This window comes from Pseudomonas sp. LBUM1678 (assembly GCF_059695575.1).
The window spans coordinates 2,488,736-2,502,898 of sequence record NZ_CP166775.1; the positions used below are offsets into that span (position 1 = coordinate 2,488,736).

12 protein-coding genes are annotated in these 14,163 nt (G+C 61.5%); all 12 read right to left on the reverse strand.

All coding sequences use genetic code 11. The features are described 5' to 3' along the window. Positions 1-227: 227 nt before the first annotated feature. The 12 genes from ACA070_RS11390 to ACA070_RS11445 all read right to left on the reverse strand — a co-directional run bounded on the left by ACA070_RS11390 (position 228) and on the right by ACA070_RS11445 (position 14,163). A complete protein-coding gene (locus ACA070_RS11390) occupies positions 228-920 on the reverse strand; it encodes a GNAT family N-acetyltransferase (protein ID WP_497451186.1) in 693 nt (230 codons plus the stop codon). A gap of 115 nt (positions 921-1,035) precedes the next feature. Further along, positions 1,036-1,827 (reverse strand): ChbG/HpnK family deacetylase, encoded by a 792-nt coding sequence (locus tag ACA070_RS11395; protein WP_497451187.1) that lies wholly within the window; start codon positions 1,825-1,827, stop codon positions 1,036-1,038. After that, a complete protein-coding gene (locus tag ACA070_RS11400; RefSeq protein WP_497451188.1) occupies positions 1,799-3,016 on the reverse strand; it encodes a GNAT family N-acetyltransferase in 1,218 nt (405 codons plus the stop codon). The genes ACA070_RS11395 and ACA070_RS11400 overlap by 29 nt, the downstream gene beginning before the upstream one ends. 4 nt (positions 3,017-3,020) lie before the next feature. Then, positions 3,021-3,710: an N-acetyltransferase gene (locus tag ACA070_RS11405; RefSeq protein ID WP_497451189.1), complete on the reverse strand. Its 690-nt coding sequence runs from the start codon at positions 3,708-3,710 to the stop codon at positions 3,021-3,023. Between the two features lie 86 nt (positions 3,711-3,796). Next, positions 3,797-5,716 carry a hypothetical protein gene (locus ACA070_RS11410; RefSeq protein WP_497451190.1) on the reverse strand — a complete coding sequence of 640 codons (1,920 nt, stop codon included), beginning with the start codon at positions 5,714-5,716 and terminating at the stop codon, positions 3,797-3,799. Then, positions 5,713-7,017 (reverse strand): lipopolysaccharide biosynthesis protein, encoded by a 1,305-nt coding sequence (locus tag ACA070_RS11415; RefSeq protein ID WP_497451191.1) that lies wholly within the window; start codon positions 7,015-7,017, stop codon positions 5,713-5,715. The genes ACA070_RS11410 and ACA070_RS11415 overlap by 4 nt, the downstream gene beginning before the upstream one ends. Next, complete coding sequence (locus ACA070_RS11420) at positions 7,014-8,015, reverse strand: polysaccharide deacetylase family protein (RefSeq protein ID WP_497451192.1); 1,002 nt, start codon at positions 8,013-8,015, stop codon at positions 7,014-7,016. The genes ACA070_RS11415 and ACA070_RS11420 overlap by 4 nt, the downstream gene beginning before the upstream one ends. Before the next feature lie 12 nt (positions 8,016-8,027). Then, complete coding sequence (locus tag ACA070_RS11425) at positions 8,028-9,164, reverse strand: glycosyltransferase (protein ID WP_497451193.1); 1,137 nt, start codon at positions 9,162-9,164, stop codon at positions 8,028-8,030. Next, entirely contained in the window at positions 9,157-10,125 is a 969-nt protein-coding gene (locus ACA070_RS11430) for a glycosyltransferase family 2 protein (protein ID WP_497451194.1), read from the reverse strand. The genes ACA070_RS11425 and ACA070_RS11430 overlap by 8 nt, the downstream gene beginning before the upstream one ends. Beyond that, the gene (locus ACA070_RS11435; RefSeq protein WP_497451195.1) at positions 10,122-11,489 is read right to left on the reverse strand and encodes an O-antigen ligase family protein; all 1,368 of its coding nucleotides are present in this window, start codon (positions 11,487-11,489) and stop codon (positions 10,122-10,124) included. Before ACA070_RS11435 ends, ACA070_RS11430 begins: the two co-directional genes overlap by 4 nt. Beyond that, entirely contained in the window at positions 11,486-12,574 is a 1,089-nt protein-coding gene (locus ACA070_RS11440; RefSeq protein WP_497451196.1) for a glycosyltransferase family 4 protein, read from the reverse strand. Before ACA070_RS11440 ends, ACA070_RS11435 begins: the two co-directional genes overlap by 4 nt. Then, on the reverse strand, positions 12,571-14,163 hold the full coding sequence (locus tag ACA070_RS11445; protein WP_497451197.1) for a GumC family protein: 1,593 nt from the start codon (positions 14,161-14,163) through the stop codon (positions 12,571-12,573). The genes ACA070_RS11440 and ACA070_RS11445 overlap by 4 nt, the downstream gene beginning before the upstream one ends.

Here is a 14,163-nt window from a genome sequence, read left to right on the forward strand (position 1 = left end):
GATTCCCGTCGAACACAAATGCTGTGTGCGCTGAAGATCCCCTGTGGGAGTGAGCCTGCTCGCGATAGCTATCTGTCAGTCACATCAACGCTGAATGTCCCACCGCCATCGCGAGCAGGCTCACTCCTACATTTGAATCCCGTCGAACACAAATGCTGTGTGCGCTGGAGATCTCCTGTAGGAGCGAGCCTGCTCGCGAAGGCCGCAACTCGGTCCTCTATCAGTAATCAGGCGTTCGCCGCCCCCGTCACCACCGGCCGTCCGGGTTTGCGCAGCGGATCAAGCCTTGAGCCGGTGTAGCGGGTTTCGCGGTAGAACCGCCAGCGGCCGAACAGGCCGTAGACGTGGGTGACGCGACCCTGTTCGTGATAGCCCATGCGGATGTGCAGCTTCAGGGCAGGGACGTTGTGGGTTTCGCAGACGTCCACCACCTTGTGGCAGCCCTGGGCCGCCATTGCCGCCCAGAGGTCTACCTGAGCATCCACCGACAGGCTGGTGCCGAAGTAGGCGCGGGTCATTTCGCCGCCGAACTCGAAGAACTCACCAGGTTTGACCGGGAACCAGCAGCCGTAATAGTGACGGTCGTGGTAGTCGCGGGTGCTGCCCCAGATGAACGCAATAGCGTGGCCTTCTTCGTCCAGATACATGTGCCCGGTGTGACCCTCGGTGGCGAGTTCGGCCATGGTCTGGACGCGGTCACCAAAATGCTTGCTGAAAGCGATGGCGTTTTCCGGGGTAATGGTCACCTGGCGCAAACCCGAATAGGGGCGCAGTTTGTGCGGTGCTACCGGGCTGATCAGGTCGCGTTCCATCCATAAAAGCTCCCAGTGGAAGAACACGTAGCGTTTCCACAGCGTGTTGAACGTGCGGCTCAGGCCCTTTTGTTTTATGCGTTCGCGAAGCTTTTCGATGATGCTCATGACGCTCTCCTTAGCCTAAGCCAGGGTGTGGGTGGAAACGCTTTTGTTGTGTATAGATCAAGCTTGAAAGTTCATATCAAAGCGCCAGCTCAGAATATGTTGCAACTTATGTAACTCATTCGAGCGCTGCTTCGCCTGTCATCAAATGGCTGCTGGCAGCGCCATAGGAAACCCGCGGTACACCGTGAAGGCGCCGCTCTAGAACAAGGGTTAGCGACTCTTCTGCCGGCAAGTAGGCATCGCCGAAATCCGCGCCCAACTGAGTCGGATGAGCCACGATTTCCAGCAGTCCGTCGGTCGGCATTTCTTCATTGCGCAAGTCCACCGGGGTGCACACATAATCCGCGGTCACACCGGCCAGACTCTGCAAACGATTATTGAGCAACGTCTTGAACACGCGCTTGGGCACACTCAGGTTTTGCCCCAGATTGCGCGCAAGGCGCACCGCCACCCCTTGGCTGGCGGCGAAGCGGGCGACGATTTCGCCGATGGGCCAGATGTTGTGGACGTGTTGATGGGAATCGATGTGGCTGGGCCGTACGCCGTTGTCCACGCAGCGTTGCCATTGGGCCTTGAGCTCTTCCAGCACCGCGTCGCGGTCCCGGCGACTGAGCCAGAAGCGATGGCGGGGCAGGTTGAGATCGAATACCCCGTTGCGGTCGCAGAAGTTCGATCGAGCCAAAATCGACTGACTCAAGGGGCGACCGTAGGTGAGGTTGAAATGCAGGCCGATCCGATCCTTGAGCAACGGGTGCTGGGCCATGACGCACGCCGCCTCGAAGGCCGGCATATTGGCCATGGCCGTGGCGGAGCTGATCACGCCGGCCTGGAACGCACCGAGGATCACCGCGTTTTCGCACGGGCTAAGACCGAAATCGTCAGCGTTGACTATGACTTGGCGAGGCATGTCCGCTCTCCCTGTTGTTGTCGGTTGGCTCCACAGCTTTAACCACCGCGGCGACGGGGGCAGGTGCGGCGGCAACGGCCGCTGCTGCACGTTTGGCTCGCCGTTTTTGCAGCCCGGGTTTGAGCCACTGCCAAAGTCTCAGGGCCAGGCCCAACGCAAGGCCGCTGGGGCGCCAGGAATAGAAACTCCAGCGCCAGTGTTCCAGTTGCCCGGTCATGCGTTCGTGCAGTTGATGGCTGGAGTTTTCCAGGCTCACCCGCGAGGCGTCGATCCAGCGCCAGTGCTCGTCCAGGCCCCAGCGAATCCACTCTTCGAGCAGCACGCGACCACTGCCCAGATCGGCATATTGCGGCAGGAACGCCAGGTTGTAATCGTACAGTCGACCCTGCTCCAGCAACCCGAGGCGGTAGCTGATACAGCGTCCGTCCAGTTCCAGCACCACGACCCGCACCAGACCCTGTTCGGCGAGAGCGGTGAAGGCACGGTCCATCCATTGTCGGTGGCGTTCGTCGGCGAAAATCCCGACGCCTTCATCACCTTTCCAGCTGACCGCTTCGACTTCACTGATGGCCTGCAACAACGGGCCCATGGTCGACGCGTCGGGGGTGATCCGCCGAACCTGGGCGCCACACGCCGCGATGCGTTTGCGTGCGCGGCGCAGTTTGTAGCGCGGGTCGCCGGAGATTTCCTGGTGGTCCGCGTCGCTGATCACGTGCACCGGCACCCGACAGCTAAGGCGTCGTTCACCGGTCGAACTGTGGGTCATCCACTCGGTCAGTGCGCTTTCTTCGCCGACCGGTTCCGACATTTCGTTGAGTTGCAGCAGGGCATGGGGCAGCTGTCGACGGATTTCGATCAGTGCTTTGCGGATATTCTCCGAGTCCGTTTTCGCGAGGAACGCGAGACGGTCGGCGAGGGGATAGCCAAGGTGATGCAGCACGCGAAACGGCAGCCGGCCGAAACGTTCGACGCTGGCCACCAACGGCAGGCACAAGACCAGTTCGTTGCCATGCCAGCCGAGCAACACGTGCAAGCGTTGCCCGGTGGTCAGTGCCTGTTCGGACGCGCGCATCCAGGCCAGGGTGTTGAACGGCGTGTGGTCCGTCACTCGCAGACGCAACGCTTCATAAGCCGTTGCCGGGAAGTCAGCGGCGCACAGTGAAGTGCGCCATTCGAATCGTGCTGCCATAGGGTCAGGTCACCGCTGCCGGGGCAGGTTCACGCGTCGGTTTGCGAAAGGCATCCAGGCGTGAGCCGCTGTAATGGGTTTCGCGGAAGAAGCGCCAACGACCAAACAGCTCGTAGACGTTCATGATCCGCCCTTGTTCCTTGTAGCCGGTGCGTATGTGCAGTTTGAGGGCCGGGACATTGCGGTACTCACAGACATCCACCACCGTGTGGCAACCCTGGGCCAGCATGGCTTTCCACAAATCCGTCTGCAGGTCCATCGAGAGCGCAGTGCCCCAATAAGCACGGGTCAGCTCGCCGCCGAATTCGAAGAACTCGCCTTCTTTCACCGGGAACCAGCAGCCGTAATAGTGCTTGTCGTGGTAGTTGCGTGTCGCGCCCCAGATGAAGGCCACGGCGTTGCCCTGATCGTCCAGGTGCATCTGCCCGGTGTAACCTTCTCGGGCCAGTTCGGCCATGGTGTCCACGCGGTCGCCAAAGTAACGGGTGAAGGCCACGGCGTTCTCCGGGGTGATGCTGACCACCTCCAGCGGTGGATAGGGCCTGAGTTTGTACGGCGGCACCGGACTGACCAGGTCGCGCTCCATCCACAACAGTTCTTCGTGGGAAAACACGTAGTGCTTCCAGATTTTCTTGAGGGTGGCGCGCAAGCCTTTTTGTCTGATGTGGCGGCTGAGTCTCTGCAAAACGCTCATGTTATTGACTCCTGACGGTCTGGGCCGTAAGTGGAGTGATGCGGGGCGCGGCCAATGACCGGCGTCGCTATTCAATTCGTGGCAATTCATGAGGCGCTCCAGCTTAGATTAAACAGGGTCCGTCCTGGCAGCTCGAAGCTGACGCGACCGTCCTGACATTTGAATGGCGCGTCGCGGGCACGGTTGTCGGCGCCGAAGTAACGTAATGAACCGTTGGCCAGAGGACACTGGACTCCGGTCAGGGCTACACGCTGCAAGCGCGTTGCTTTGTTGACCCCCAGCAAACTGCGTTTGAGGTCTTCGGCCATGGCCAGCACGTCGACCTCGAAAGCGTCATTGTCCAGGCTCATCACGTCGTGCAGCCACTGCTCGCGGATGAACTGATGGGCCATGCCTACGGGCTTGAGCTCGAAGGAATTCTCGCCGAGCACGCGCAACATGCCTTTGGGGTAGTTCGGTTCGTCGGCGGCCTGGAACCAGCTCAGCATCTCCAGCAAGCCGTCCTGGGACGAATTGATGACGACCGAAGCCCACCACAACGACGCGAAATCGGTTTCCTGATCGTAAGGACTGAGGCTGGAACCGCTGGACATGTTGGTCTGGTCCAGCAGCAAGGCTTTGCGCGGCCGACCCTGGGCGTCGAGGCCGACCAGCTCGGCGGCGCGGCGCACGCTGTCACGGTAGACCCGTGTCGCCAGCAGGTCGCGAATCATCCATTCGTGCCAGGCCAAGGCATCGATGTTGTCGCCGGATTCCGCCAGTAAGCGCTTGGCCCAATCGATGCCGCGCTTGTCGGCGGCGTTGTCGGCAAACGGGCCGTTGACCAGCCGCGAACTGGCGGGCATGGCAATGCGCACGCCGGCCTTGGCATTGGCAGGGTTGCTGCGCACTTGCCGGGCCATGCTGTTAAAGATGCTTTGGTAGTTGGCGTAGTCCGGGTAGTTAAGGTTCGGCTCGTCGGCAAAACCGATGTAATGCGTGCCTTTGCCGCCCAGGGCACGGGTCGCGGCGAGCCAGGCGTCGAGCCCGGCGTTGCTCATGGTGTCGGCGCGCAGGTCAGCCTGGCGCTGGCTCCCGGCCAACAGCGTAATGTCCTGGGTGATGCCGAAGCGGTCCTGATACAGCTGGCGGAAAGCGTCTTCGTAGTGCGGGTTCTTCGCCATGATGTCGACGAAACTGTAATAAGTCCCCGCCTGTGGCTTGAGTGCATCGAGCACCGCATAACTCGATTCCGGCACCTTGACGTAGGGCAGGGCGATGCCGAGGTTCGGGGTCGGCCCCAGCACTTTGTTGTGCAACGTCAATCGGACCTGACCGTCGTCCTCGCGCAGGGGCTTGAGCTGCTGCGGGTTCTGGGCGAAGAGGTTGGCGGTGCCGTCGAGCCAGAACGCCACTTTGCCGCTGCCTTGCAGGCGCAGGCGCCAAACCTGTGGCTCGGTGGCGACGGGCAACTCGACCTTGTCGAACTGCCAGTAGCCCCGATACGGTTTCAGCGCCAGCGCCACTTGTTTGCCGTCGCCCACGCGCTGCGCTTGCAGGGCGCTGACACCGCCGTGGAATTTGCCGGCCAGCACCGCGTGTTCACCCGGCGCGACTTTGAAGTACAGCTCATCGTTATTGTGGGTTTCGGCGCTGAAATGCACCTTGGCGGGGGCGAACAGCGCCACCGTACTTTCGTCGTGTTCAACCCGGTAGCGACGGAAGCTGTAGCCCGGAATTTCCAGTTGATAGCTGGAGGCACTCGGCGTCAGCGGCCAGCTCTGACTGCCGCGTGATTCACTGGCGGCGATCAGGCGCTCGCCTTGAAGTTTGCCTTGGCCATCGAGCAGGTACAGGCGCTCTTCGTTGGCATCCGCCTGCCATGCCGGCGCCCATCGGATGGTCAAGGTGTCGGGGCGATCCGGTTGCAGGTACAGGCTGCCGTCGCGAATATCGGCCCAACGCATGGGCGCCGCGTGGGCGCTCAGTGAGAGGCCCAGACTCAACAGCAGGGCCAGGCGCTTCATGCCGACTTCCGTTGCAGCATTTGCAGCATCGGCGCTACATCGCTGGGCAGGATGATCAGGGTTTGCCAGACCGGCACGCCGCTCAACCGGCAGTACATCACCAGCAGCGCGAGGGTTACCGCGACGTAGGCGATGGACGATGCCGCCGCCGCGCCGACGATCCCGTAAGCCGGAATCAACACCAGGTTCAGCGCCAGGTTGAGCAAGGCGCCGAGCCCCATCAACAGCGAAATCGTGCCGGGGCGGTTTTTGCCCAGCAAGTCCAGGCGCAGGATGCTCGCGTAGCACAGGCCCAACAGGCCCGGCAGCAGCGCCAACAAGGCGGGATAGGCGGGCTGATAGGCCACGCCGAACAGCGTCACGATCAGCCATTCGCCGATCACGGCCATGGTCACGCAGGCGCCGAGCATCACGGTGGCGGTCAGGCGCAGGGCCAGCGGTGTGACTTTGTCGATGCCCTCTTCCTGTTGCAGCAGGCGTTTCATTAGTGGCGTGGTCACCGCTTCCGGGACGATCAGCAGTAACTCGGCAGCGGCGCTGGCCATGGCGTAATGACCGAGCGCGGTGCTGCCGAGCAGCGCGCCGATGAACAGGTAATCGGAGCGCAGGATCACTTGCTGGAACAGCAGGTCCGGATGGCTGCGGGCGCTGTAGCGCAACAGCTCGTTCTGGCTGGCGCGGTCCCACTGCAATTTCAACGGCTGATCGCGTTTGAGCCAGAACCAGCCCGCCAACACCACCAGGCTAATGCCGGACAGCCAACTGATCAGCGCCGCTTCCAGCGCGGAGTCTTTCCACATCCAGAACAAGGCGAGAAACAACAACAGCGGCGCCAGGGATTCCAACAGGCGCAACGCATTGAATGCCACCACGCCGCCGGAGGCGTTGTGCAACGTCAGCAGTCCGCTCTTGAGCACCGTCAGCGGCACCGCCAGCAGCAACAGCCAGGCGAGCAGGCCCAATTGCGTGGTGATGTCGAGTTCGTTGCCGAACTCGCGCACCAGGGCGACCACCAGCAAGGTCAAAAGACCGGCCAACACGCAACCGAACACCAGCACCTGACTCAGCAGCAAACCCATGGGCCGCTGCTTGGCCGCCTGAAAACCCACCGCCGAATTCAGCCCGCCACTGGTGGCGGCGCTGATCAGGTCGGGCAGGGTGCTGAGCAGGGCAAACAAGCCTCGTTCGCTCGGCCCGAGGATTCGGGCGAGCAACACGTTGCGCATCAGCCGCAAACCGATCATCGCCAGTTTGGTGCCCATGCTCAGGGCGAGATGCTTGAGGTATTGGCTGCGGCTCATGCGCGTGCCCCGCGGTACAGGCGCCAGGACAGCAGCTGTGGATTGCGCGCCACCCGTTGGCTAACGCCGAAGCGTGGCAAGTTCAAGGGGTCATCGGTGCCCCGATAAATCCCGGTGCCCGTGCCCAGTGCAAACGGGAAGTCATGGTCGGCCACCTGTTCGCGCACCCGCGCATCGTTGTCGCCGTTGGGGTAGCAGTAGACCGGCAGTGGCCGGTTGCAGCCATTTTGCAAGGCATTGCGGCTGCGGCTCAGCTCCTCGTGCAAACGCTGATCATCAAGGCCGGTGAGAATCGAATGGCTGGCGCCGTGCGGGCCGAACCGCACGAGCCCCGAGGCTTCCAGCGCGCGCACCTGATGCCAGTCCAGCGCCTGGGGCAATGACTCGTCCGGGCACTCATCGGTGAGTCGATTCAGGTCGGCAGGGCTCAGGGTTTTCAGGCTGTGCAGAAAATGCAGCAAGGCCAGGCTGCGACGCTCCACATCCAGTTCGTCGAAGGGCACCGGCAACGGCCGACTGACCTGTTCAAGGCAATCGATCAATTGCATCCGGGCCCGTTCACCGTGGCTGCCCCAGAGGGTTTCGCCGATGCTTTCCCACCAGAACCGCTGGCGGCTGCCGATGAAATCGGTGGAGAGAAAAATGCTTGCCGGCACCTGATACTTTTGCAGCAGCGGGAAGGCATTCAGCGCATTGTCGCGCCAGCCGTCGTCGAAGGTCAGGGTGATCTTCGGACGATCCGATCTCACTTTGCCGGGTTGCAGGATGTCCATCAACGACACGCAGTCGAAGTGTTTTTTCAGCCACACCAGCAAGTGTTCGAAGGCTTTCGGACCGACGCACAATTCATTGCGGTGGGGCAGGTCGGCGGCCTGGTCGCTGGCCAGCACCCGGTGCAACATCAGGATCACACCGGCGCCTTGCAGCTGAGTGCGGCCCACCGACGAGTTGAGGTAAAGCCAGCCACTGGTGCGTTTTAATAATTGTTTGATCGCCATGGCACAGTCCTCTCAACGGTTTTGCTCAGGGTTCCACTGGGCGTACCGCTGCCCCCGCAGGAACTGCCACAGACCGATACTCATCCCGGCCAGGGTCACCAGAAGGAACGCGGCGAGGCGAAAGGGTTTGGGCAGACGGTGTTGCGAATCCAGCAGACCGGCGATGGCCACGGCGTAACCGAGCAGTTGCGCAACCAGGCTCAGGCGATAGAAACCGTGTTCTTCCCACAGCCAGAAATTGCTCAGCAATAGCGGCAGCAACAGGATCGGCGCCAGTCGGCGGATCAACTTGTGGCTGATCAAGGCAATCGAATACAGGCCATGCTTCAACGGATTGAGCAGCTCACTGCGTTGGGCCAGGCTTTGCAAACCCCCGACGGTGACTCGCTGGCGACGGCGGAATTGTTTGTCCGCTTCATCGACGCCCTGGTCGATCACCTGCGCCTCGGGCACATAGACAATTCGCTTGAACGCCACCGGTGCGCAGGTGCTGATGAAGAAGTCATCGTTGACCTCGGCCGGGATGTCCTGGAACAACTCACGGCGCAGGGCGAGCAGGGCGCCGTCGGCGGAGACCATGCAGCCGGTGCGGTTTTCCACCCTGCGCAGCCAGCCTTCGTAATGCCGATAGAGGCTGTCGCCGATGCTCAGGCCACCGCCGGTGACCGGGATCACCATGTGCCCGGCGCAAGCGCCGACCTGTGGATCGCACAGGGGCGCAAGCAGGTGACCGAGGGTGTCGCGGGACCATTGGTTGTCGGCATCGGTGAACACCAGAATATCGCAGGTGCTCAACGCAACGCCGGCATTCAGGGTCGCGGCCTTCCCCTGGCGGGGCAGGTCGAGAATGGTGATGCGCGGGTCGATGACCTTGCGTGCACAGGCCACGGTGTCATCGGTCGAACCGTCGCTGGCGAGAATGATCTGCAGCGAGGCCGGCTGATAATCCTGAGCGAGCAAGGTGCGCAGCTTGTGTTCGATGTGCCGCGCTTCGTTGTGCGCGGCAATCACGATGCTGATGTTCATCGGTTCCGGCGGCGCATGGCGTCGCGAAGCAAACAACGGCGCCAGCAGCGTCAACAGCAGCGGATAACCGATATAGGCGTAAACCGGCAGCAACAGGCACAACCAGAAAATGAATTCAGCCACGAGCGGGCCTCCTGGCATTCCAATGACAAAGACTGAGGATGAACGCGGCACCGGCCAGTTGCAGACGCACCCAATGCAGGCCCCAGAGTTGCAGCGTCAGGCCCAGGTCGCGGTGTTTCATGCTCTGGCGCATGCTCAGGGCGAGCGCGGGCAGACTGGTCACCAGCAAGAAGAACAGCGTCAGATGAACCTGGCCGTTGAGCAGGGCAAAAAACGCCGCAATATCCAGCACCCAGGCGGCGATCGACAGCATCGGGAACCGCAGCAAGCGCAGGCTCATCCCGTTGCTGCGCAGTAACTGCAGGTGACTGCCCTGACGCCAGAATTCCTTGCCCATCCATTCGCGCCAGCTGGCTTCATAACCCCAGTGCAGGGCGACGCTATGGTTCACCGACAGCAAGCGCGCACCCGCGTGGGAAAGGCGCATGGTGAAGTCCTTGTCCTCGCCGGTACGCAGGCTTTCATTGAAGCCACCGATCTTGTCGAACCAATGGCGACGCATCAGCAGGTTGGCGCTGGGCAACCAGCGCACGGTTTGCACTGTTTCCGCGCTGGGGCGCAACAGCCGGCGTTGCCAGGCATCGGCATACCAGGGGGCTTGCGCCGGGGTGTGCAAATCCAGTCCGAGGACGTCGACTTGAACCGCGGGCTCGATTCTCAATAACAGCGTGAGCCAGTCCTCGGGCACTTCGATATCGGCATCGAGAAAGGCCAGCCATTTACCGGTGGCGACGGCAGCGCCGCGATTGCGCAATGCGCCGATCAGCAAGCCCGGCAGCACCAGCACTTGCGCGCCCATTTGCCGGGCAATGTGCGGGCCCTGATCATCGGAGCCGTTGTCGGCCACGATCAGTTCGCATTGCACTCCGGCGGCGATGGCGGCGCGTTGCGCAGCCAGCAGGGTCCGTGCGATGTGAGGGGCTTCGTTGTACATCGGAATGACAATGCTGATGCGGGTCATGCCTTGGCCTCCACGAGTGGGCTTTCTTCGGCTTTCAAACGCAGCACGCTGGTCAGGGCGAGCATGATCCACACGTACTTCTGGTTGGGCGCGCTGAGGAACATCAAAAACAGGCTCAGCGCCAGGAAGCTCATGCCCAGGTGCGTCAGCAAATCCGCCTGCTCGCGGTTGCGTCGCTGCATCCACGCACGGCGGGCGCGGACCAGGTTGTAGAAGCCGAGGGTGAGCATGCCGACGAACAGCAGGCCGGCAGGAATCCCCAGTTCACTGAAGATTTCCAGGTAGGTGTTGTGGGCACGGCGGTACAAGTCGCCGATTTTGCGGTTGGCCGAAAACGCCTTGGCATACCCGGTGGTGGCGTAGTGCAGCGGGAACGTACCGGGGCCGGTGCCCAGCAGCGGGTTCTCGCGGATCATCTGGCTGCCGACCACAATGTACGAGGCGCGACGGCCGAGGGATTGGTCCTGACTCTTGGCGCCGGCGCTCAAAATGCTCAAGGACTGTATGCGCTCGATGTAACCCTTCGGCATCGCATAAATGGCCAGCGGAATCACGATCACCAGACCCAGCATCGCGAACCCCAGATGCCGTGGACGGATGCGTTTCAGCTCGGCGCGGTAGTGCCAGGCGCCAATCATCAGGCTGAGGAACAGCACCACCAGCCCCGAACGGGATTCGGTCTTGGTCATGCCGCCCAGCAGCAAAATGCAGCAGCCGACCCAGAACACCCGATGCAAAAAGTGCGGACTGCGGACCACCAGCAGCAAGGCGAGTGGCACGGCGAAGGCGATCAGCATGGCAAAGGCGTTCGGGTCTTCCAGCAGGCCGGCAGCGCGACCCTGGTCCTGATACTTGCTGGAGAACACCGCCAGCACGCAGGTCGCCGTGACACTGAGGGTGACCAATTTGGCGAACAGGTCCATGTTCAGCTCGCGGCCTATCAGCAGGGTGATCACAAACAGCACCAGGCCGACGCTCAGTTCCCGCAGATGCCCCATCGACATGGCCATGTTATCGGTGTTGATCACGCTCAGCATGTACAAGACCATGAACCAGATCAGGAAGCGCCAGATGTTGCTGCGCAGGCGTTCGGAAGGAATCTGGTGGATGGCCAGTTGCAGCATCAGGATCACGGCCAGTGACGCGCCGAGGAACTTGGTGCCCGAGACTGAACTGTCCTTGAAGAAACCTTCGAACGGTATCAGCGCCGCGATCCCGAGCAAGCCCCAGGTGGGTTTGCGGTAAAGCAGCGCGACACCGACCAGGCCAAGCACCGCCCCCGGTGCCAGATACGGATACGGGCTGGCCAGCAAACCGAGGCAGACCAGGCCAAACAAACTGACGATCGAGAGCGGAAAGATCACGCGCGTGCCTCCCGTGCAGTACGGAGATAAAGTTGCGACCAGCGTTCGGCCAGGGCCTTGAGGTCGTAACGGTCCAATTGCGTACGTTTTGCGTTGTCGATCAGTTCGCGAGCCATGGCCGGTTCAGTCAACAACGAGCCGATCTGGCGGGCGAGCGCGGCGCTGTCGGCGGGTGTCGCCAGCAGGCCGTTGTGCCGGTCTTGCAGCACATCGGGAATCCCGCCGACTCCAAACGCCACCACCGGCACGCCGGCTTGCATCGCTTCGAGCAGAATCATCGGTGTGCCTTCGGTGCGCGAGCTGATCACCAGCGCATCGAGTTGCTGCCACCACTGACCCATGTCGGTCTGGTAACCGGGCAGGGTGATGCGGTCTTGCAAACCGGCTTCGTTGATCCGCGCCAGCAGCGTTTCCCGTTCCGGGCCGTCGCCGAGCATCACGGCGTCCAGTTGCGGGTGTTGCTGACAGAGTGGAATCAGCGCATCGAGAAAAAAGTCCGGGCCCTTTTCACTGCTCAGCCGCCCGACGTAACCGGCCAGCCAACGCTGGCGATCCACGCGGTGCGGCAGCAGTCCGGTAGCCGCCGGTAAACCATTGGGGATCACTTGCAGTTTTTCCGCACGGACACTGGCCTGGCGGCACAACACGGCAATGCTTTCGGCGACGCAGACCACGCGAGTCACCGACGCGGTGCGGCACAGTTGCAGGCTCAGCCAGGTGTAGAACTTCTGTTTGCGGCTGCGCGGGGTAAAACCGTGTTGCGTAATCACCAGCGGCAGGCGCAACAACGTTGCGCCCACCCAGCCAAACAACAGGCCCTTGAAGTTATGCGTATTGATCAACGGCCGTTCCGCCCGGCGCTGGCGCAAATGCGCCAGTAATTCCCCCAGCCCCGCGCAACCCCGGCAGTCGACCCCCGCCTGGCGAAACCGCGCGATCAACTCTGGCGGCGCATCGAGAAACAGCACCTGGTGCTGCCCCGGCGTCGCCAGGCAATGGTCCAGCAGCATCCGCTCAGCCCCGTAGAAGCCGCCGCTGCTGAGCAAATGAATGATCGGCAGGGAAGGGCTGAGCGGCGCGTTCAATTGCGCACCCAATGCACGAGGCCAGGCACGGACCAGTTGCTGTGCGGATTGGTCGGTTCCACGTTTTGATCGTTGATCACCAACAGCACCGGCAAGCCCAGTTCGTGGGTGATTTGCGCTGGGTGTTTGAAACGGTGATCGAAGAACTCACGCACGTAGACCAGGGCAATCGCCAGCAAGAGACCGGTGAACAACCCGAACGGAATGATCAGTATCGGTTTCGGGAACGCGGCTTCGGTCGGCTCATACGGCGGGCTGAGCACCCGTGCGTTGGACAGGTCGTTGTCCAGCGAGCGAGACGTGCTGCTTTCGGCGAAGCGCTGGGCGTAAGTCGCGAACGCCGCGTGCAAGCCGTTGATCTCGGTGTCCATCTGCCGCAGCTTGCTCTGGGTTTTCTGCAACTGGTGGATGCGTTCCTTGAACTCGGCAATGCGCGCGGTTTTCTGGTTGATCACTGAACTGACAACGGCCAGGTCGGTGGTGCGCTCCTGAATCCGGTTGCTGACCACTTTCAGAAACTGCTGACGGGTGCGGGCGATTTGCTCGCGGGTCAGCAACATCGGTTCGCTGCTTGGCTGGAAGATCGCCAGGTCGTTCATGTAGCGGCTGACCTGAGTGGTCAGGGCCTCACCCATCTGTTTGATCTCGCGATCTTCGAACGCCACGTTGTCCACGGTGGTGGTGAAGGTGTAGGGGAAGGTGTAGTCGTTGAGTTTGGAGTTGCTGGCAGCGGCCAGGCTGGTTTTCAGGTAATCGAGCCAGCGTTGGCTTTGCAGCAGGCGGTCGCGGTACAGGTTGAGCGCTTGCTCCTCGGTGTTGATGGCATTGAGGCGGAAGGTGATCTCTTCCTTTGGATCGGACGAGCCGACTTCTTCAAGCAAGGCCAGCCGAGTGCCTTCCAGGCCATCGAGCCGAACCTGGTACTGCTTCTTTTTGGTTTCGTAGAACGATTGTGGCAAGTCGATGGATTGCAGTTCCTGACGGCTGGTCAGGTAGTTCTGCAGCAAGGTGGCGACAAAATTGGTGCCTTGGGCCGGATTGTCAAAGCTGTAGATGATGGAGATCACGTTGGAGCCTGGCAGGGTCTCGATTTTCAGACTGTCCATCGCCTCTTGGGTCAGTGCATCCAGCACCGTGTCGCGCACCGGATCGGTTTCCAGGCCCAGGGTGGCTTTTACCGGGTTGATCACGTATTCGCGCAGCGGGGTGGTCACGTACTGTTTGAACGGCTGAGTCACCAGTTTGTTGAAGACGCCAGGGGTGGGCGTGTACTCACCCTTGTCGCGCAACTCGCTGATGGTCTGCCGGATCAACGCCGGCGAGCGCAGGATATTGCTCTCGGTTTCCATGTCCGCCAGGGACGGTGGAATGAACGAGGCGTTCTCCTGATTGAGGGATGTCGTGGCGTCTCCCTGGGAGAGTTTTTTGGACTGCACGATCACCTGGGCGGTGATATCGAAGCTCTGTTTGAGCATCAGCGGCAAGACCAGCGCGATCACTGCAAAGATCAGGAAGACTCGCTTCACCAACTGCTTGTTGGCGAAGAAGATCCTGAAGAACTCGTGCAGGTAGTTTTCCTTTGGATTCAT

Excerpts from the sequence above, each read along its gene's own strand:
- ACA070_RS11390 (WP_497451186.1), bottom strand. The coding sequence starts at position 920 with ATGAGCATCATCGAAAAGCTTCGCGAACGCATAAAACAAAAGGGCCTG.
- ACA070_RS11395 (WP_497451187.1), bottom strand. The coding sequence starts at position 1,827 with ATGCCTCGCCAAGTCATAGTCAACGCTGACGATTTCGGTCTTAGCCCG.
- ACA070_RS11400 (WP_497451188.1), bottom strand. The coding sequence starts at position 3,016 with ATGGCAGCACGATTCGAATGGCGCACTTCACTGTGCGCCGCTGACTTC.
- ACA070_RS11405 (WP_497451189.1), bottom strand. The coding sequence starts at position 3,710 with ATGAGCGTTTTGCAGAGACTCAGCCGCCACATCAGACAAAAAGGCTTG.
- ACA070_RS11410 (WP_497451190.1), bottom strand. The coding sequence starts at position 5,716 with ATGAAGCGCCTGGCCCTGCTGTTGAGTCTGGGCCTCTCACTGAGCGCC.
- ACA070_RS11415 (WP_497451191.1), bottom strand. The coding sequence starts at position 7,017 with ATGAGCCGCAGCCAATACCTCAAGCATCTCGCCCTGAGCATGGGCACC.
- ACA070_RS11420 (WP_497451192.1), bottom strand. The coding sequence starts at position 8,015 with ATGGCGATCAAACAATTATTAAAACGCACCAGTGGCTGGCTTTACCTC.
- ACA070_RS11430 (WP_497451194.1), bottom strand. The coding sequence starts at position 10,125 with ATGACCCGCATCAGCATTGTCATTCCGATGTACAACGAAGCCCCTCAC.
- ACA070_RS11445 (WP_497451197.1), bottom strand. The coding sequence starts at position 14,163 with ATGAATCCAAAGGAAAACTACCTGCACGAGTTCTTCAGGATCTTCTTC.